A 19,645-nucleotide genomic window follows, 5' to 3' on the forward strand; every position below is an offset into this window, starting at 1 on the left:
GAAGGGACGAGATGGGCAGGGCAGGGCGACCAGGACCGGCGGGCGAGGGACTGGCTCGGGACGAGACAGGCATCCGCACGGCGCAGCCGGGAGCATCGCCCTGACCAGCTCGGGTGGAGGCCGGCGTGCCGGCCGGAACCGGGGGCGCGACCCGAAGGGGGACGCCCTGTTTATTCGAGGAACAGGGCTGCAACCTGCATTAGAAGACCAAAGCCCGTGGTCAGGATGAATAAAGTAGCCACGCCGCTCCCGCCTGACTGCTCACCCTTCTTCGATCCATTTTCACTTGGCACAGTCGCGCCTCCGCAGCAGGGGCACCCCCCGCCCAGATAGCTGTCTCGCCCGCATGAAACGCAATCAAATCCCATTCTATGTCACCTTTCTAAATCGGCTCTGGATGGCTTCAAGACGACAGCAAATATTTCGAGTCCTGCACCAGCTTTGGCACTTCATCCGCAGGTTTCATGTTCTTTTCCAAGCGGGATGCCTCTGCATCAACACAAGGAGCCTATTTCTACTAAAGCTGACATCGCCCGCTTTGCCTCAGTTGCAGCCATCTACATGTAGAAGCTGTAGCTGACCTGCGGCCGTTCATTCGGGTCGACGTACTTCATGATGTCGCCAATCTTGCTGGCGCATTCGAGCGTGATGGGCAGCCGCCCGTCGAGTTGTGTGTTGTTCCAGTTCATCTTCGTGAGCCCAAGAATTTCCTCGCAAAGGCTCTCCAGCGATGAGTCCTGGTCATAGGCCGTCACTCTGAGGGGGCTAGGCACGTACATCCCTGGATAGGTCTTGTAGAAGTCGACCGTGCCGCGGGTATAGAGGATGCCGTCGGACTCGGACATCGTCAGGAGCGTGCCTCGCTTCGGAGGATAGTTCTTGTCCCCGAACAGGCGAATGTCGGTGCTTGTGATCGCGACGAAATCGCGCGAGCGGATCCCCTTCTCTATCAGCGCGCGGCGGAACCCGGCCTGCTCACTATCGCGGAAGTGGCTCGATTTGTGGACCACAACGCGGGCCGGCATGTGCTGGAGCGCACGATCGTATTCATCCAACGCATCGCGCAGCAGCTCGTATGCCTGCTGCTCGGAGAGGTAAGGACGGCGGTTCTTCTTATCAATTGAAACTGGCGTGCCACGGAGGATGATTCCGTGGCCGAACTCGTCGAAGACCTGCGCCAAGCTCGATGAGACCGTCTCGCCGTCACGACTCTTGTAGAAGCCAACACCTATGTAGCACGATGGCGGCTTGGCATTGTCCTCGACGAGCCGCCAAGGAATTGTGCGGTTGCCCTTGTAGTATAATGCTGTTGCGAAGTTCCATGCCTTGGTCGCCGGGTCCTGCTGATCACCCGATTGCTTAGTAATGAGCATGGTCTTCTCGCGTACGAGCTGAAGCGGGGTGCTCAGGTGCATGCACCGTGCCTTCAGGATGCGCCGGAAGTTGTGCTCCAGTTCGTCATTTCCCGCCTCGCCTTCGGCCCTCGTCGTGACGGAGTCGAACAGCTCGTTCGGGAGAACGCAGACAATCACATCGACCGCCCTGTTCTCCGCGAGAAATCGCACCTGCTCGTAGAAGAGATCGACCGCCCGCTCAATCCGGGCCGCCCTCGTGTCGAGTTGCAAGGCGCTGGTGATCTCTGACTTCTGCAACGGTCGGGTGTACTGCGGCGAGTTGATGACGCGGGTCAGGAAGCCATGATCAGGGCTGATGCCACCAAATCCACGAAAGAGGTTCAGCAGTTTCGAACCAGCCTTGCGCTCTATCCCAGTCCTGCATTTCGCAAGCCATTCGTCCAGAAGGTCAATACCCTCGCCGCGCCCGACAACTCCGATCCTCAACTCCGTGCGGCGCAACTCGTCGCGCTTGTCGTACACCCCCATTTGCTCAATACCGGTACGCGGACAGATATGCGTGCCGGTGCCGAACTCCAGCAAAGGTTCAGCAAGAACCGTGAGTTTCATGCCGCCACCTCGTCGGATTCATCGACATTCCCTTCGGCGGCACCGTCCCCCTCGTGCATCAAGGCTTCCGCCTCAATGCCTTGAGGGGTCTCGAACTGGATAAGCGATCGGTAGCGAATGTCCGAGGCACCCGCGCTGCCGTCGCTCAGGCCAGCGAGGAAGTAGGCGACGAAGCGAACCTGATCCCGAACGGTCGAATTGTGTTCTTGGCGCTTCTGCTTCGACAGAAGGTCCTCGTGCCAGTTGGATCTCTTGTAGCCATTGAAAGAGTAGTACCAACTCGGCACGATCTCTGCGTACCACGCGCGCCCGATCCTGATGAACGACAAATCGAAGCACAGGTGCTGATGATGCGCGACCTTGGTGGTGTCCTTCTTCTGTTGGATGACCTTATAGACGCGCCGCTCAGACCTTTTCTTGCCGATCCATGCCTCCTGCCGCTCCTTCTGACCGTCCACGCTCGGGCCAAAGAAGAAAAATCGGTCCTTCTGGTGCAGTCGCACGTGCCGACACTTCAGACGATCCTGGGTCTGCGCAAGGAGGAGTTGCTTGAGGACATTCACGTTGTCGATCTCTGGCGACTCAGAGAGGTCTGCGACATCCAGGCGTTCGATTGATTCCGGCTCAATGACAGCCGCCACCCCTGTTTGTTCCATGTCTTCAAACGCGAAGAGCCTGCCATCGTAGTAAACCCAAGCATCCGTCTCGACGCCTTCCAGAAGCAGCGCCATTTTGATGATCGAACGTCTATTCTTCGACCGGCCACCATAGTTCAACTCAGCCTTCGCCCGCGCAATTACCGCCTCATCGTCAATACTAATTTCAGCTACGTAGACCGCTTCGGGAAGGTCGATGGCCTGCAGGTTCGACGTAATCGTGGTCGATGCCTCAACAGTCTCGGCGCTAAAGCTGATGAACGCTTCAGCCTCACCCAGCATGTGCTCGAATTCCCGCAGAATTCGCTCCTGCGTGGTGACGCGCAATGCTGACACCTCCCTAAGGAGATCGCCGAGATCAATAATATGCTTCTTACAATTGAAAGAGAATTGGCCGGTGAGCAGCCTGTCGATCGTCGTTTGGCTGTAGGAGGACTGCTTTGGGGTTAGCATCAAGACATAGAGTTCGTCGAAACTGTTATAGTAGGCCCGGTCCATGAACTGCTGAACGGTCGATTTTACCTTGTCGAGCGTTGAGGTCGAGGTGATCTGAAACGCTACCCGGTCATAGTCGTCGCCGAGGTCAATTCCAGGGTAGTTCTTCCGCTTGCGGTTTAGGTTGATGAGGTTCGGAAGGTTGTAGGTCGCCTTGAGGATCGGGATAAACGCATCTTCAAGGGCCAAATTGATGTCAGTGCGCCCTTGAGTGGTCGCCAACTCGACTTGGCGTTCCAAGCGACTGACCACATCACGGAGACGGTTCTCGATCGCCAGTTGCCTCATTAACCGTCCTTCCACAAGGTTACGCTAGAAAGTGATAGGAACGTCAGGAGAACATTTCAAGCTGCGCCTGTCCTTAGTTAGAAGGAGCTGTAGGATAGATCGGTAGGGACTTACCACTGGGTCTTGCTTCTCTGCCTCCAGCGTGCTGCGAACTGGATTCGTAGCGAAAGTCAGCTCCCTCCGCAAAACAGCTATCTTCAAATGTCTTCTAGAGCTTTACAATCGGCAACTCACTGATCCTGGTGGTGTAGCGGGGCGAGCGGTGATCGGCGCGCAGGCGCCATTCACCGGCGAAGCCCTCCCGCGCCAGCACCATCGTCTTCTTGCCGAAGCGGTCGTTGATCGCATCGAGCGCGTCCGTCAGGCGCGCATCGCGCGGCCGGGCAGGCTCGAAGAGCATGGCCGGCCGGTCGGCCTCTGGCAGCAGGTCATCAAGGATGACGCCTGCCTTGGTGTAGCCACAGCCATTGCCGGAGGGATCGCCGCGCCAGCCTCGGCGCGCGGCCGATACAGCAGCGTCCACCAGGTCGAATGTGTGGTTGGACATGGGCCGCAGGCGCACGCTGCGCGACGCAGAATGCTGCGGGCGGTCCGGCTTGTGCGGGTTGGTGTGGAAAAACACGGTCAGCGTTCCGGCGACAAGGCCATGCTGGCGCAGCTTCTCGGCCGCGCGGGTGGCGTGGGCGGTGACGGCCTGGGCCAGCACATCGAAGGTCGTCATGGGCGTGCCCGAGGATCGGGTCACGGCCATGCCCTTTCTTTGCGGCGGCACGTCCTCGAAGTCGATGCAGGCGATGCCGCGCAGCTCCGCCACCAGCCTTTCGAGAACAACCGTGCCGATCTTGCGGGACAGCGCCATCGGCAGGTCGCGCAGCGCGGCCGCGGTTTTCACGCCCTGGGCGATCAGCTTGGCCTCGGTCGCCGGTCCGACGCCCCATATCTCCCCGATGGGTATGCGGTCCATCACATAGTCCCGGACCTGAGGGTTCATCAGATTGCAGACGCCCCCGAAGATCGGGTTCTTCTTGGCCGCATGGTTCGCCAGCTTGGCGAGGGTCTTGGTCGGCGCGATGCCAACGCAGGTCGGGATGCCCACTTGCGTCCGAACCGCCTGGCGCATCCGGGCCGCATGCGCCTCCATACGGTCGCCAAAGCCGGACAGGTCAACAAACGTCTCATCGATACTGTATGGATCGAGGCGCGGCGAGTAGCCGTGCAGCACGTCCACGACGCGGCGTGACAGGTCGCCGTAGAGGGTGTAATTTGAGGACAACGCCTTGACGCCGTGCCGCTCCATGAAGTCGCGCATCTTGAAGGCGGGCGCTCCCATTTTTATCCCGAGCGCGCGGGCTTCCTCGGAGCGGGCGACTGCACAACCATCATTATTTGATAATATAATTACGGGGATACCGTGAAGTGATGTGTCGAAAAGCCGTTCGCAGGAGACGTAGAAGTTGTTGCAGTCGATCAGGGCTATCGGCTTGTCGGATGCCTCAAACATCGTCCTATTCGACGGGCAGGCGGCGCACCACGCCCGCCACCACGCCCCATATCTCGGTGGTCTCGGTCACGGGGATGGTCTCGTAGCCGTCGGTGCGGGCGCGCGGGTCCAGGAACCACCGGCCGTCCCGCTTCGCAAGCTTCTTCACGGTGATCTGCCCATCAACCACGGCTAGGACAATGCGCCCGCTGCGCCGCCGCCCGGCCCGATCCACCGCGATCAGATCTCCGTCAAGGATGCCCTCGGCTTCCAGGCTGTCGCCCGAGACGCGCCACCAGAAGGTCGCGTGTTCATGGCGGACAACCCACTTTATAGGGTCAACCGTATCCTCAAGATCATCGGCAGCAGGCGAGGGAAAACCGGCTGGCACCTGAATGGTTGCCAGCGGCATGTCGCGGTCGATCAGCGTCACGCTGAGAGGATGAAGATCAAGTGACATGGCCAAGAACAATACGTGAACATACGGCATAGTTCCTGCACCCCCCTGGTCGTCAAGGACTCCCGTCCAAATTTCTGCAGAAAGGTGGGGATAAGCGGTTGTCTACATAGGAAAACTTTACAGAGCACCTATCCAGAAATAAAGAAATCTGTTTATCAAGACATACAAGCGGGTGAGGGTAAGCTGCGATGGCTGAGAATGCGAGTGACGATGGCCTCGACGCGCTTGTGAGTTTGAATTTCAAGATCACAGAGCGGGAGCGTCGTGCCTTCAAGGTCTGGTGCGCCTCAAAGGGGCTGACGCAGGTAGAGGCCTTCAAGCAAGGCATTAAGTTATTGAAAGAGAACGAAGAGGCGCGCTAATGAATACCGGAATGACCACAACACAGATTGCGTCTCTTTACGACAGTTGCACCCCACGCGCAGACATCATCAGGGGGACCTTCAACCCGGAACTGTTCACCGCGAGCCTGAACCAGGTGATGGACAGCTACGCGGGACAGAAGGTCGCCGAGACCCCCTACACGGACGCGGGCGTCTTCTTCGGGGAGGCGACCTATCCCACGAGCGGAATGCGCGACCTCCTGTCAACCGTCCTCCTACGGATTTCAGGGGATACCACGGCAAGCGCGATTACGCGCCTTGAGACAGGTTTCGGAGGTGGGAAGACCCACTCCCTAATCGGCCTTGTCCATTGCGCCAAGCGCGGCACCGATATCCGTGACTTGGTCGATCCCCTGTTCCCCGGTCTCCCGCTCCCTTCGCCCGGAACGGTGGACGTCGTCGCGATCGCCGGGGACGTCTTGTCCGTGAACAAGCCGTCCGGCGCCGCACTCATCCCCCACACGCTCTGGGGAGAGCTGGCGATGCAGGTCGGCGGGGAGGCGCTCTATCGGGCCTTGGAGGGGGACGTCACATCGGTAGCGGCGCCGGGGAAAGACTTCTTCAAGCGGGTCCTCGACGGGCGCAAGGTGGTCATCCTCATAGACGAGCTAGCACAGTATGTTGCCCGTTTCGAGGCGGCACACCCGGGGAAGGGGGCGACACAGGTCGCCGCCTTCCTGATGTCCCTCTCGACCTTTGCCCGGTCCGCATCTGGGATCGCGGTCGTCATCTCCCTCGCGAGCTCGTCGGACGCGTTCGCTCGACAGAGCGAGAGCCTGGGTTCCGAACTCACCCGGATCACCGGGTCGGAAGTTGCCCCGGAGGAGGCCGCTCAGCGTGCCGCACGCGCCGTTGGGGAGACGGAAAGCGTGGTCGCCCGCGATGCCCTCCCGATCAAGCCGGTGCCGCAGAGCGAACTCGCCCGCGTCCTTGCCCGCCGCCTTTTTTCCCGGATTGACTCGGAGACTGCGAAACGGGCGGCGGAGGCCTATACAGCCCTTTACGCCAGCTCCCCGGCTGACCTCCCCTCGGAGGCGAAGCAGACCGACTATGCGGACCGGATCCGGGCAAGCTACCCGTTTCACCCGACCTTCCTGCGCTTCCTGAACGAGAAACTCGCCTCGATCGAGACGTTCCAGGGAACGCGCGGGGTGCTGCGGGTCATGACCCTCGCAATCCGTCTCCTCTGGGAGAAGCGCCCCTATGCGCCGATGATCCATGTCGGGCACTTGGACTTCTCGGACCGGCTAATGGCAGACGAGATCGTGGGAAGCCGCTTGAAGGCCGGGGACATGCAGATCGTCCTGAACACGGATGTGGGCGGGCCGCAGTCGGACGCGCTCGCGTCAAACCGGAGCCGCGCTCAGATGCGAGACGCCGCCAACCCGCTCCCGTCCGGGGTCCCGTACCACGAGATGACCTGGCGCGTCGTGCTGGTGAACAGCTTGGTCGGCCGGGCCGGCGGGGTGTCCAGCAACCTGTTCGGGATCAACGAGGCGGACGCCCTCCTGTCGGTCCTAATGCCGGGCCTCCCGGCCACCGCCGTGAAGACCGCCCTCGAGGCGGTCCAGAAACACGCCTATTACCTCCGGGAGGACGGGGGGAAGTTCTTCGCGAACACGGACCCGACCATCAACCGGGCGCTCAGTGATATCCGGGAGGGGGTGAAACGGGATGACGCATTGCGGCTCATTCTGGACGCATCCCGCAAGGTGATCACGAACCAGAACGGGATATTCGAAGTTCGGGAGGACGTGACGGCGCCTCAGGACATGGCGGATTCGCCCCGGCGCCCCTCCATCGGGATCGTGCGGGTCGACGCCCCGCGCATCATGATCGACGATTTCATCCAGACGGTCGGGAACGGGCAGCCCCGGATCTCGCAGAACCACGTAGCGCTCCTGATCCCGAACACGGTGGCGACGGACCGGGACAGTGACGGGATGTTCGCCGACCAGAGGGCGCAACAGAGCCTGGACCGGCTCATCGAATTGGCACGGGACGTTCGGGCAATGGAGAAGCTCGCAGCGGATCCCGGCGCATATGGGCTAACGCTCAGGCAGCTTGATGACGATTTTCAGGGGCGGCGGGCTCGGGCCCGTAACGACCTGAATGTCGCTGTCAGCAGGAGCTACACCCGCTTGGTTTATCCCGGGTCTGACGGGATCGCGGTCCGGGAGATCCGGGTGGCCGGCGGGGAAGGGGGGGCCCCGGTCGCCGAGCAGGTCAAGGAGATCCTGCGCAAGGACGGGGAGGTGATCGAGACGGATCGCGCCGCCACCATGGAAATCACCCGCGGCCTGTCGCAGCTCTTTTTCGGTCTGGGGAGCGACACGCCGACAGTGGATGAGATCCGGAACTCCTTCGCGCAGCAACGGCGTTGGCCGATCCTAGAGAATCCGAACGTCTTAAATCGGGTCATTTCGGCGGGGGTGGAGCGGGGGGTCTGGTGTCTGTTCCGGTTCACAGACGCGAAGAGCGACCGGCCCGACCAGATCTATGACGCGCAGAACCAAGTCCCGCTGAATGCGGACCTCTCTGCAGACGACTGGTCCATCATCCAAGTCCCGAAAGCACGGGCGCGGGGCTGGATCAAGGGGGAGAAGCCGTCAGAGGACAAGATCCGCGAATGGGCCGCCGAGGTGGCGCGCCAGTCGGCGGAAGCCCGCGTCTCTGACATTATCGCGAAGGTGCGGGAGAAGTCGGAGGCCGTGTCGGATGCTGACGTCCTGAACGTGATCCCGAAGGTGATCGCGCAGGACCGCTACCTCGTTCACGGCGGGGAGCCGGAGCAGCAGGCTAAGCCTGACGACCTCCGCGAGGGGGTGGAGGCGACCATTCGCCCGCCCCGTCCCCATGACGTCCTGATCGCACGGGCGGAGGCCGCCCGGCGCGGCTGGCTCGCGACCGCGCCGAAAAGCCTCCTGATTGAGGAGGAGGGGAGCGCACAGAAGGTCCTGCTCCCGCTGGTGAAGCGGCTCGGCCGCATCGCATCCGCAGGGACCAAATCCACAGTAGATGACCTCCGGATCCAGGCCCTGACGGTCCCGGGCGGCGCTTCGATCGATCTCAAGATCTCCGGGGCCACTCCGGAGGGCCTGAAAGCGCTCGATGAGCTGTTCGAGACGCTCATGACGGTCGGCCGAGTCACGGAGGACACCTTCGCGTCCATCGAGATCGAACATCCGGATGAGGAGTGCGCCCTGGTGGCGGAACTCAAGAAAGGCGCTGAATGACCACCAAGAAGGGTCGTCCGCACCGGCATGCGGAACTCTACAAGGCGCTCCACGAAGGGGCTCTCTCCGCGGCGCCCTTCGCGTTGCGGATCACGCGGCACAACGACGTGCCGCCCCCAGTCCTCGTAGTCAAGGAGCGCCGGGCCCGTGACGGAGATGAGGGGGATGCGCGGACCGGACATCTCCAGGACCGGGGGCGCCTCCACGGGGACAGCCTTCGCCGCCTCCTGCCGGTTGTCCGGGTGATCGCGTCCCGGGCCCGCAACGAACATGACGTCCCCCTGGAGGTCGACGCCTTCCTTTCTGAGGAGGGGATGCGCACGCAGCGCACCCTCGTTCTCGATGAAGAGGCCGGGGCGAAGCTCGGGATCATTTTCAAGCTTCAGGAGCGGCTGATCGACCTTGACCGGGGGGAACTCCTGTCACGGCGAGTCGCGACCTTTTCGCGGGAGGAGGCCGTCTACTGGTTCTCCCGCATCACACATTATGGACCGGTCGCCAACCGGTGGGCTGTGTCCGGACTGCGGGTGATGCTGTGTGGGCAGGGGAAGGGACCGGACGCTGAGGTCGAATCTATGCTCACCAAGCTGCGCACCCGCCAATAACGGGGAAAGAGGGAATAGTATGAAGGATCTATCGAACGATCTGCGTCTGATTGAGAACGGCTTCCCGTGTCATCAAGTTGGCGCGGAGACACCCAGAGAACGCGACACAGGTAAAGCCCCCCCAACTCACAGGCTCCATGTATGGTGGGCGCGTCGACCACTCGTTCCCTCTCGCGCTGCAATTATCGCGTCTCTCAGCCGATCAGACGCAGACCCGGAGACCTTTATCCGCGACTTGGGGATCAAGAAAAAGGTTGCGATCATCGGCGACCAAGAATGGACCCTTGTTGGAAGGCCACTGGCGCATGTGCGCCAAGCGGCGTCTGGCGAGGTGTTCCTCCTTGACGAGAAGGGGATGAAGTTCCTTGAGGCGGAGGTGGAACGGCGCGAGCGCAATCGGGGCACCATTGACCGCCTTACGTCCCGCGATCCGGCCTTCTCCCGCGACCCGGTCGTGATCCGTTGGGAACGGGACTCGGCCGCGTTTCGCCTCCCGCTCCCGGCAGAAGGCACGCCGCTCCGAGTCGAGGAACGCGCGGCCGACCCAGCGCATGTCAATGACCGCGTCGCTTTTGCCAAGCTCGACCGGGTGAAGAAGACGATTGGGGAGACTATTCGGTGGGATCCGGAGGAACTCTATGCATATGACCGAGCCTACACAGACTCGCCGGAGTACCAGCCAAGCGGACTGACGGTTCTCGATGCTACGTCAGGTGGCGGTAGTATCCCGTTCGAGGCGCTCCGTCTCGGCCACACTGTCATCGCAAATGAGCTTAATCCTGTGGCTACGGCGATCCTTCATGCGACCCTCGACTTTCCGGCTCGCTTTGGACCCGATCTTGTGCAGGACATCCGTAAATGGGGTGACAAACTCGTTTCCGATGTCGAGCTGGAGATGCTAGATGTCACTCCCCGCTCGCCACTTCCGGAGATCGAGCGTCAGAAACTTGAGCGGGTCGTACACGGCGATCTAGAGCTGATGCGCATTTTCGGTCAAACGGAATATGATCAAAATGGCACTCTTTATTGCCGAATGGTAACATGCCCATCCTGCGGTGGCGAAGCGCCGCTCCTGAATAATCTCTGGCTGTCAAAGGGTGAGGGCGAACAGTGGGGCGTAGAAATTGTTCCGCTAGACAGCGGAAAAATTTCTTTTGAAGTTTATACCATAAAGAATGGAAAGGGCCCAAATGGACAGGATCCAGATGGGGCAACAGTTACACGAGGCGTCGGTCAATGTATTCATTGTCACCAAGCAATCCATGGAGATGAAATAAAGGCTCAGGCGCGCGGCGAAAGTCGTCATGGCGTTTGGTGGTCTCGTGTCTATGCGGTTAATTCAGTAAGGTTACAGCCAAAGATGGACGCGAATGGCCGCCCTCAAAGGTACGCAACCGGTGACCGTGCTGGAGAGATTAAGACAGAAAAAATTAAGTTCTTTCGCGCTCCGACAGATGAAGATGAAGTTGCATTGATGAAAGCTAAGCGGCGCTTAGAGGGTAACTGGGCCCGTTGGGAAAATGCAGATTTGATTCCCTCTGAAACTATCCCCAGTGGATCGAAGACGAGTGAGCCGCTTCGCTATGGAATGCAGAGATGGTGTGATATGTTTGCGCATCGTCAGCTTTTAGGGCATCTGACATTGATAGAACGGTTCCGAGAGTTGCAGTCAGATATTCGAGTGGAACTCGATGAGGCACGTGGAAATGCAGTAATCACCTTTCTTCAGTTCGTAATCGACAAATTTGTCGATTATAACAGCAGCCAGACTCGATGGATTCCACAAAGATCTCAAGTCTCAGGAACTTTCGGTCGTCATGATTTTTCATTGAAATGGACCTATGGAGAAATGCCTTATGCCGGTCCGTCGAGCGGACTTCGATGGGCTCTTTCTCAGGTTCTAGATGCCTACCAGGGCATCGCAGACCTCGCCCTTCCAGTCCATAAGGCCCGTGGCACGAACTTACCTCTGAAGATCATCAACGGTTCCGCGGGGAATATGTCTGAGGTCGCAACCAGATCCGTCGACCTAGTCTGCTTCGACCCGCCCTATTACGACAACGTCCAGTACGGGGAACTATCGGACTTCTACTACGTCTGGCAGAAGCGCGGGCTGCGCGACGTCTTCCCGGGCCTGTTCTCCCGGCGCCACGTGAACAAGAAGGACGAGGCGGTCGCCAATCCGGCCCGTGACGGGTCGGCGGCGAACGCCAAGGCGGCCTATGAGCGGATGATGGGGGAGATTTTCGCCGAGTGCCGCCGGGTCCTCAGCGATGACGGCGTCATGACCCTGATGTTTACCCACAAGAAGCAGGAGGCGTGGGAGACCCTGACCCGGTCGCTAATCGAGTCCGGCTGGGTCATCACTGCCTGCATGCCGGTTGAATCAGAGTTCGCCAACTCTCAACACCAGATGAATTTGGCTGCCGCGGCGTCGACCATCTTCATCACCTGCCGCAAGCGGGTCGATGAGGACGCGGAGCCGGCCGCCTGGCAGGGGATCGGCGGAACAGGGGTCGCAGCGCGGATCCGCACGGCGGTCCGTGACGGCTTGGCCGAGTTCGACCGTCTGAACCTCAGCCCGGTCGACGAGATGATCGCCAGCTTCGGGCGGGCGCTTCAGGTCCTGTCCGAACGCTGGCCGGTGTATGACGGGGATGAGGTGGTCTCACCCGTTCAGGCGATGACCGCCGCCAGCGCCGTCGTGGCCGCCCACCAGATCACCCGGATCACCGAGGGGCGTCTCACGGTTGAGGAGCTGGACACGGAGACCGGCGTGGCGCTCACCATCCTCGGCGCTTTCGGCACGGGCGAATTTGCCTTCGATGACGCGCGTAACCTCGCGAACGCCCTGAACGTCGCGATCGAGGGAAAGAGCGGGAACTATATCGTCGCCGATCGCAGAGTGGGCCTCGCGACCCAGCAGCCCGGGGCGTCCTACGCCGCGCCCCTCGTGAAGTCGGGCTCGAAGGTGCGCCTTGCTGCGCCGGAAGAGCGGGCCACGGCGCGCCTTGAGAAGCCCCAGACCGCATGGGACCGGCTCCACGGCCTGATCGCTGCCTATCGGCAGGGGGAGGATGTTCTGGTCCGGGCGTATTTCGAGAAGCACTGTCTGCCGCAGGCGCAGCTCCTGCGTGACCTGCTTGAGGTGTACCGGGCCGAGATCGGGGATGAGCGGCTCCAGAAGGAAGTTGACTGGGTGCGCTTCGCCCTTGAGAGCTTCGGGAACGCGCAGTGACAGAAACGGCCGGCGTGAACGGGACGTCGGCGTCCTTTCGGGACGTTGAGTGGCGGGACGAGTACCGGACCTCCGAGATCCGGCCCGGCGAGCCCGCGACCGACATTCTGAGTGAGTTCTACATCCCGGCCCTGGAGCGATCCGTCCGGTATGACCGGGTAGCCGGGTATTTTCGGTCCTCGTCCCTGGCGGCCGCCTCTCAGGGGTTCACGGCCTTTGCTCGGAAAGGGGCGAAAGCGCGGTTCCTCGTCGGCTGCGACCTTGACGCGGAGGATGTGAAGGCGGCGCTGAGGGGAGCGGATGAAGCGCTCGTCGCACATCTAACGGCCGCCCTTGAGAACAACGGGACCTGGAGCGCGGAAACGGTTCGAGGCGTCGACCTCTTCGCCTATCTGGTGTCAGTTGGGGGGCTTGAGGTCAAGGTTGCCTTCCGGGTCCACAAAGGGACCGGGGATCCTCTGTCTGTTGAATCGACCGCTGACGGGTACGTCCATGAGAAATGGGCCGTGTTCGTTGACGCCGAAGGGAACGCGATCCGGATCGATGGGTCCCTCAACGAGTCGAAGACGGCCCTGTCGATCAACGCCGAGAACGTCCTGCTCCACTGCTCCTGGTGGGATGAACGGAGCCACCGTCAGACTGAGAAGGCGCTCAAGGATTTCGAACACCTGTGGCATCACGGGAGCGAGGGGATCCGGGTGATGGCGCTTCCGGAGGCGGTTCAGGCACGCCTTGTCCGGATGGGCCGGGACGTGATCGAGCCGAGGGAGATCGACGGCACGGAGCCGGCTCTGCCCACCAAGGGCCCGGAGAGCCCGTTCGCCGCGCTCGCCCCGGTCGACTATCTCCGGTGGCGTCTCATCAAGGATGGGCCGCGTCTGCCGGGCGGTCGGTTCGTCGGGATCGAGACCGCCCCGGTAGTTCCCTGGCCTCATCAGGCCTTCGTCGCCCGCCGCCTCGTCACCTCATGGCCCCACAGCTTCCTTATGTGCGACGAGGTGGGGCTCGGGAAGACAATCGAGGCGGGCTTGGCGATCCGGTCGCTGACACTATCTGGGATCGCCTCGCGGGTGCTGATCGCCTCCCCCGCTTCTCTGACGCGGCAGTGGCAGCGTGAGATGAAGTCGAAATTCCTGCTCGATTTCGCTCGGACCGCACCGGCGGCCCGGATGAGCCATGAGCGCCTGTACGGGGATTTGACCCCGTATCAGGTTTCCGAGGGTAGCCTTCTCGCCCCGGATCTAGTCATAGCCTCGACCGGCCTGTTGACGCACCGGACGCGTCGCAGCGAGGTCATGGGCGCCAAAGGGTGGGACATCGCTCTCGTGGACGAGGCCCATTACGCCCGCGCCGTTAACCGTCAGAACCAGCTCTACGCCCTCGTGGATGAGGTGATCCGCCCGAAAACCCGCGCCCTTCTCCTCGCAACCGCCACCCCGATGCAGCTCGCGATGCAGGAGGCATTTGACCTGATGCGGCTGACCGGGCGGGTCGGCAGCTTCGGGCTCGATGACGACATCTCTCGGCAGTACTACGAGGCGGTTCAGGAGTTCGTACGGGTCCGGGGCCGGATCTCCGAGGCAACGCTGGAGTTCCTGCGCCGCGCCGTTCTCGAGATCAAGCTGCTCGATCCGGAGTACTGGACGTTCATCATGAGCGCCTACCGGTCGCCCGCAGATCAGCGGACCGTGGCCCGCTGGGTCGAGGAGGCGCGCCCGTTCCCGGCGGGGGACTGGCTGCTGGTCGCCCGGGTGCTGCGCGCGGCCGCGCCCCTTTCGCGCGTCATGCTGCGTCACACCCGGGACCTGCTGCGTCTTTATCGCGACAGCGGCAAGCTGAACGCGAACCTGGCCGAACGACACGTGCGCCCTCTCGACCCGATCAACTTCTCCCCGACGGAGCGGCGGGTCTATGACGCGCTTGAGGCGTATTGCCGGGACCTGGACGCGCGGGTGCGTGCCTCTTCCAGACAGGAGGACCAGCGCCGTGTCGCTTCCGTCGGCTTCTATCTGAGCTTCCTGCGGCTCCGGTTCGCCTCCAGCCTCCACGCGATCCGGAAGACGCTTGAACGGCGCACGGAGAAGGTGACCGCGACCCTCCGGGCCCATCAGCATGCCGGGTTCAACCCGACCGACGAAGAGTTGGAGGAGGCGGTCTTCGAGGGGGATGAGGAGGGAGACGAGATCGCAGTCGAGGCCCTTCTGGACGGGCGCACGGAGTCCGACCTCCTTTGGGAGCAAGAGGCGCTCCGGGGCCTCCTGGATCGCCTAGACGAGTTGGTCGGGGTCCCGTCCAAGCTCGACCGGCTCCTGTCCGAACTAAACGCACGGCGGCAGGGGAGCCGGATCCGGCAGACGGTTGTGTTCACCCGGTTCAAGGACACCCTTGATCATTTGGTTGAGGAACTCAGGTCTCGAATGCCAAGCGCATTGGTAGGGACCTTTTCCGGGGCCGGTGGCAGCCGTTACGACCCCGCCGCGGGTAAAATGGTCACCACCACGCGCCTCGAGATAACCCAGAATTTCGTTCGGGGAGACATCGACGTTTTGCTCTGCACGGACGCTGCTGCTGAGGGGCTGAATCTCCAGACGGCGGACCTGCTGATTAACTTCGACCTCCCTTGGAACCCGGCGAAGGTTGAGCAGCGGATCGGCCGGATCGACCGCATAGGCCAAAAATTTCAGGAGATCTTCGTCGCGAACTACGCCTACGCGGGTTCAGCGGAGGAGCGGGTTTACGGGCGTCTCCTTTCTCGTCTCGCTGAAGCGGGCCTCATCGTCGGCCCTCAGCAGATCGCCCTCCTTCCGGTTACCGAGGCGGATTTCCGGGCGCTCGAAAACCCGAATGTGTCGACGGAGGAGCTGCGGCGGATCGAGACGGAGGCGGCCGAACGCCTCCGGCAGTCAAAGGCAGCTGCTGAAGCACTAGAAATCCCGTCCAAGGAGTTGCAGGAGTTTTACCGGGCTTGGGAGCGGTCCAGAGATTTCGCCACCCCAGTGACATTGGCGGACATCGATGCTGGGCTGTCCTCTCTCGCAATTGCAGCCCCGAACCTCCTGTCTCTGACCGAGCATCCAGGTATATTCGCCCTACGGTACGAGGACGGGCGGGTCTCCTACCTCACCGCGTCACGGGACCTTTTTGATCGGCCCCCCCTTGAGGTCTGGAAAAGCCTAGAGTTCGCCTCCTATGGCACTCCCGCGTTCGACCGTCTTTTGGAGCTGATCCCGGATCTGGATGCCTCCTGGATGAGGCGCGTAAGTGTCATCGGCATGATCGGAGATAACCGGGTTGAGCGGGTTGGCTTCTCTGTCGCTACCCGAACCGGTCCAGTGAGCGTGGTGCGCGTGTCGGACCTACGCGGGATCGAAATCGACTCGGACGCTGCCATCGGAGACGCCGAGGAGCATCAGGTTGAGGCCAGGCTCGCCTCCACCCTCGCAGCTGAGATCCACGCTGTCGAGAAAGGAGTTGAGGACGTCGACGCGAACAAGAGGGCCTCTGCAGAGCAGCTGGTCCTGTCCCATGAAATCGCTGCCGCCTACATGGAGACCGCGAGCGGCGCGAATGACGCTGATGACCTGCACCGGCGTCTGCGGGACGAACTGATCCCGAACAAGCCCCACGGGCTCCTGGTCCGCATGCAGCCGGCCCGTCTCGCGCACCGGACCCCGATGCTGTCGGAGACCTCCTTTCGCGGCATTCTGGGTGAAGAGGCTAACGTCCACATCTCCCTTCCGCAGTTGAAAGGGGCCGAGATAAAAATTGACGCGGTGATCAAGGAGATGCGGCGCCAAGGGGAGGAGATGTACCGGGAGGAGGCCGTGACACGGCTGAGGCGTAAGATCATCCGGTACTAACACAATGAAGCAGACGTTCCGATTTCTAATCAAGATGATAGCGGCCGATGGGAAACATATCTTCGCCGTAGTGATGCAGCTTGACGTGATGACTGCGGCATAGCCATCGCACGTTCAGGGGTTCATCGTATCGGTCGTGATGGGCATCGACCTTTGCAGCGCCACAGACTTCGCAGCCCTGCTTCTCCAGAGCGCCCGAGGCAAGCGCCCGCTGAACGGCAAGATGGGCCTGATACTTCGGCAGGTTGGTGCGGCGCCAGTTTGTCTGACGTGTCTCGCTTTTCAGCGACGGTGGGCGTGGGGGTTTTGGATCATCCACCATCACGCCGCCGCCTGCCGGCTCAAGGTTCGATACACCGTCGGCCGCGAAATCGAAAACACCTCAGCCAGATCACTGATGGAATACTCGCCAGTGTCATACATGCGCCGCAGCTCCTGCTGCTGGCGCTCTGACAGCTTCGGCTTCTTGCCGCGCAGCTTGCCCTTGGCGCGGGCCACGGCCATGCCCTCGCGGGTCCGCATCCGGATCAGGTCGGCCTCGAATTCGGCAAAGGTCGCCAGGATGTTGAAGAACAGCTTGCCCATCGGGTCGGTCGGATCATGGATCGAGGTGCCAAGCTGAAGCTTGATGCCGCGCGCGGCCAAGTTGTCGGCAATGTCGCGGGCGTCGGGAACGGAACGCGCCAGGCGGTCCAGTTTCGGTACCACCAGCGTGTCACCCTCCCGCAAGGCTGCAAGCGCCTGATCAAGACCAGGCCGGGCCCGGTTCGTGCCGGTAAAGCCGTGGTCGGTGTAGATGCGATCGCCGGTGACCCCGAGGCTGGCAAGGATGCCCTTCTGAGCGGCAAGGTCCTGTTTGTCGGTGGAACAGCGGGCGTAGCCGATCAAAATCTGTGTCATGGCATGATCTGTAACAGTAGACACCCCTTCATTGCAAAAAATATCGGACTACTCATCTGAGATTGTGTCCCATCAGCAAATGCTGACCCTCAGCGGGCCTGTTTAGCGGCAAGGTTGGGCGTCCGCTGAACGATCCCCTTGCGGACGGGAAGACCATCATGACGGAGGGACCGGAGGATGGGGCCGGACAGGGCGGACGCCGCCCGCCGCATGGCCCTGCGGCGCCCGCACCTCCACCATCAAGGGTGGCAGCCGGGGCGGGCCTCCCGATGCGGACCGCGCGCCGCTGGCCGGCCCGCGACCGGGCGGATGGGCCGGCAGGCCCTGCACGTCCGATCCGGCCGGAAGCCGGGACGCGCATCTTCCCGAAGGAGATGGTCGAACTGATCGAGGGTCTGGCCCTTCTCGATCCGCAGCCCTCGGTCGCCAGCATCCATCGCGCCGTTGTCCAAGTGGCAGAAGAAAAGGGAGGCGAGCCTCACATCAGGCCCGATTGCACGAGCAGCGCCATCCCGATCGTCCACAGGGCCAGCCCTGACAGGCAGTAGAGCCCGTTCCAGCGGAAGCCCACGACCGCCGCGGGCCGTCCGACCAATGCGCCGGCATAGACCACCGTCGTCATCAGCGGCGTGAAGCCCATGACGCAGCTCCAGGTTCCCGCAAGGCACAGCGCCGCGGCCGCATCGCTCAGTCCCGGCACGTCCAGTTGCGTCACGAGGCCGCCCAGGACGGAGGCCGTGATGATCGGGTTCACCCCTGCCGTGGCCAGCGCGAACATGGACAGGTTGAGCAGGACGACCATCTGCCAGGGGGCCCCGATCAGCGCGGCGACCAGCGCCTGCACCCGGTCGATCGGCAGCAGTTCCAGCGCCAGCACCGACAGAAGCCCCGCCGAGGCGAAGACGCCGATCTCGGCGGCGGCCAGGGGAAAGCGCCGGATCGTCCCGGCGGTGGCGCGGCGCATCGCGGCACCCGCGCGGCCCGGACTGCCGCGCCCGATCCGCGCCGCCCAAGCCAGGCTGTAGCCCGGCACGGCGATCAGCAGCGCCTGCTGGAACTGCAGCCCGGTGGCCGCGTGCAGCCCGAAGACCAGCCCAGCCAGCAGCGCCACATGCATCACCAGCAGCGCAACCCCGCCCCGGTCGGCGGCATCCGGTCGAGGGGCTGCCCGCGACGTAAGCGGGATGCGCGGCGCCCCCGCCCAGTCCAGAAACCAGCCCCAAGCAAGGAACAGCGCCGCTGCCAGCAACCCCGCAGGCCCGATGTCGGCGTATTCCAGTTCGGGCATCGCCAGCAGCAGGGCGTTCAACCCAAGCCCGATGGGCGACCAGAGCGGGGCCAGCGCAAAGCCGCGCAGCACGGCTGTCGTTATCCGGCGCAGCCGCCATTCCCGCAAATCCGGGGGCAGATGCGCGCTCGTTTCCTCCAGCGACCGCCGCGTCATGTCCAGCAGCAGCGCGATGCCGCCGAGATTGATCAGGACGCCGAAGACATGGCCGCCGAAGTTCATTGCCAGATAGCGCCGGCCGGGCGGGCGGGTCGTGAGATAGCGTCCGGCGCGGACGACCTCAGGTGCCTCCGAGGCAACCACCCGCAGCGCGCCCAGAAGCGCCAGCAGCGCTGCCAGGAAAGCCATCCGCTCAAGCCCCCGGGACAGCGTCTCGATGTCGATGCCGCACACCATTGCCGCGGCCAGCAGCAGGGCGCAAAGGCCGACGGTCAACCACGTGGCGATAGTAAACTGCCGCCAGCACAGGACAAGAAAGACCGCCAGCGCCGCGCCGGCGGTCAGGCCGATGGCGGCAGAGTGGATGAAGATGCCGGCAAGGGACGCCAGAATGACGACGATGATGCAGCCCTGTGCGACCAACGTGCGGGCAGAGCGTTCCGGCGGGGGAAAAGGCTGCATTCAGGCGGGCGTCCGGGCAGCGGGCGTGCGCAGCCGGCCGCAGTAGAGCCAGGCATCGTGGCCGGAAATGAAGACGACGCCCTCTCCCGCCAAGTTGAACACGACTCTTTATCCTTTCTGCGAAGCTTCCGCGCCACTCTCGCAAATTTTCTCGAGGCGACACAAGTTTGT

Annotated in this window: 12 protein-coding genes and 1 pseudogene; 6 read left to right on the plus strand and 7 right to left on the minus strand. The window is 62.3% G+C overall.

What is annotated here, in order from left to right; translation table 11 throughout:
- Positions 1–557: 557 nt before the first annotated feature.
- The 4 genes from ACFOM8_RS18035 to ACFOM8_RS18050 all read right to left on the minus strand — a co-directional run bounded on the left by ACFOM8_RS18035 (position 558) and on the right by ACFOM8_RS18050 (position 5,343).
- Positions 558–1,964: an argonaute/piwi family protein gene (locus ACFOM8_RS18035; RefSeq protein ID WP_377763574.1), complete on the minus strand. Its 1,407-nt coding sequence runs from the start codon at positions 1,962–1,964 to the stop codon at positions 558–560.
- Positions 1,961–3,403, minus strand: a complete 1,443-nt coding sequence (locus ACFOM8_RS18040) for an SMEK domain-containing protein (protein ID WP_377763576.1) — start codon at positions 3,401–3,403, stop codon at positions 1,961–1,963. The genes ACFOM8_RS18035 and ACFOM8_RS18040 overlap by 4 nt, the downstream gene beginning before the upstream one ends.
- 208 nt (positions 3,404–3,611) lie before the next feature.
- Positions 3,612–4,904, minus strand: a complete 1,293-nt coding sequence (locus ACFOM8_RS18045) for a Y-family DNA polymerase (RefSeq protein WP_377763577.1) — start codon at positions 4,902–4,904, stop codon at positions 3,612–3,614.
- 4 nt (positions 4,905–4,908) lie between these two features.
- Positions 4,909–5,343, minus strand: coding sequence for a LexA family protein (locus tag ACFOM8_RS18050; protein WP_377763579.1), 435 nt, complete (start codon positions 5,341–5,343; stop codon positions 4,909–4,911).
- 188 nt (positions 5,344–5,531) lie between these two features.
- Here ACFOM8_RS18050 and ACFOM8_RS18055 point away from each other — a divergent pair, with 188 nt between their 5' ends.
- From ACFOM8_RS18055 to ACFOM8_RS18080, 6 genes and pseudogenes are all read left to right on the plus strand, one after another.
- A complete protein-coding gene (locus ACFOM8_RS18055; protein ID WP_377763580.1) occupies positions 5,532–5,705 on the plus strand; it encodes a hypothetical protein in 174 nt (57 codons plus the stop codon).
- Between the two features lie 11 nt (positions 5,706–5,716).
- Positions 5,717–8,962: an ATP-binding protein gene (locus ACFOM8_RS18060; protein WP_377763581.1), complete on the plus strand. Its 3,246-nt coding sequence runs from the start codon at positions 5,717–5,719 to the stop codon at positions 8,960–8,962.
- Entirely contained in the window at positions 8,959–9,567 is a 609-nt protein-coding gene (locus ACFOM8_RS18065) for a DUF7680 family protein (RefSeq protein WP_377763583.1), read from the plus strand. The genes ACFOM8_RS18060 and ACFOM8_RS18065 overlap by 4 nt, the downstream gene beginning before the upstream one ends.
- A 19-nt stretch (positions 9,568–9,586) precedes the next feature.
- Positions 9,587–9,754: pseudogene (locus tag ACFOM8_RS18070) on the plus strand (DUF1156 domain-containing protein); the annotation flags it as partial.
- A 48-nt stretch (positions 9,755–9,802) separates the two neighbouring features.
- Positions 9,803–12,805, plus strand: coding sequence for a DUF1156 domain-containing protein (locus ACFOM8_RS18075; protein WP_377763608.1), 3,003 nt, complete (start codon positions 9,803–9,805; stop codon positions 12,803–12,805).
- Positions 12,802–16,665, plus strand: a complete 3,864-nt coding sequence (locus ACFOM8_RS18080) for a DEAD/DEAH box helicase (protein WP_377763584.1) — start codon at positions 12,802–12,804, stop codon at positions 16,663–16,665. The genes ACFOM8_RS18075 and ACFOM8_RS18080 overlap by 4 nt, the downstream gene beginning before the upstream one ends.
- Before the next feature lie 25 nt (positions 16,666–16,690).
- Here the strand turns inward: ACFOM8_RS18080 and ACFOM8_RS18085 are convergent, their stop codons facing one another.
- The 3 genes from ACFOM8_RS18085 to ACFOM8_RS18095 all read right to left on the minus strand — a co-directional run bounded on the left by ACFOM8_RS18085 (position 16,691) and on the right by ACFOM8_RS18095 (position 19,474).
- Entirely contained in the window at positions 16,691–16,990 is a 300-nt protein-coding gene (locus ACFOM8_RS18085) for a hypothetical protein (protein ID WP_377763586.1), read from the minus strand.
- Complete coding sequence (locus tag ACFOM8_RS18090; protein WP_377763587.1) at positions 16,987–17,565, minus strand: recombinase family protein; 579 nt, start codon at positions 17,563–17,565, stop codon at positions 16,987–16,989. Before ACFOM8_RS18090 ends, ACFOM8_RS18085 begins: the two co-directional genes overlap by 4 nt.
- Positions 17,566–18,043: 478 nt before the next feature.
- Positions 18,044–19,474, minus strand: coding sequence for a hypothetical protein (locus ACFOM8_RS18095; protein ID WP_377763589.1), 1,431 nt, complete (start codon positions 19,472–19,474; stop codon positions 18,044–18,046).
- Positions 19,475–19,645: the final 171 nt, after the last annotated feature.

The sequence above is a fragment of the Paracoccus angustae genome (genome assembly GCF_042648745.1).
In the GTDB taxonomy this organism is placed as follows: domain Bacteria; phylum Pseudomonadota; class Alphaproteobacteria; order Rhodobacterales; family Rhodobacteraceae; genus Paracoccus; species Paracoccus angustae.

What these genes read in the sequence shown, in the direction of transcription:
- ACFOM8_RS18090 (WP_377763587.1), bottom strand. Translation starts at nt 17,565, where the DNA reads ATGACACAGATTTTGATCGGCTACGCCCGCTGTTCCACCGACAAACAG.
- ACFOM8_RS18065 (WP_377763583.1), top strand. Translation starts at nt 8,959, where the DNA reads ATGACCACCAAGAAGGGTCGTCCGCACCGGCATGCGGAACTCTACAAG.
- ACFOM8_RS18055 (WP_377763580.1), top strand. Translation starts at nt 5,532, where the DNA reads ATGGCTGAGAATGCGAGTGACGATGGCCTCGACGCGCTTGTGAGTTTG.
- ACFOM8_RS18035 (WP_377763574.1), bottom strand. Translation starts at nt 1,964, where the DNA reads ATGAAACTCACGGTTCTTGCTGAACCTTTGCTGGAGTTCGGCACCGGC.
- ACFOM8_RS18095 (WP_377763589.1), bottom strand. Translation starts at nt 19,474, where the DNA reads ATGCAGCCTTTTCCCCCGCCGGAACGCTCTGCCCGCACGTTGGTCGCA.
- ACFOM8_RS18045 (WP_377763577.1), bottom strand. Translation starts at nt 4,904, where the DNA reads ATGTTTGAGGCATCCGACAAGCCGATAGCCCTGATCGACTGCAACAAC.
- ACFOM8_RS18050 (WP_377763579.1), bottom strand. Translation starts at nt 5,343, where the DNA reads ATGTCACTTGATCTTCATCCTCTCAGCGTGACGCTGATCGACCGCGAC.
- ACFOM8_RS18040 (WP_377763576.1), bottom strand. Translation starts at nt 3,403, where the DNA reads ATGAGGCAACTGGCGATCGAGAACCGTCTCCGTGATGTGGTCAGTCGC.
- ACFOM8_RS18060 (WP_377763581.1), top strand. Translation starts at nt 5,717, where the DNA reads ATGACCACAACACAGATTGCGTCTCTTTACGACAGTTGCACCCCACGC.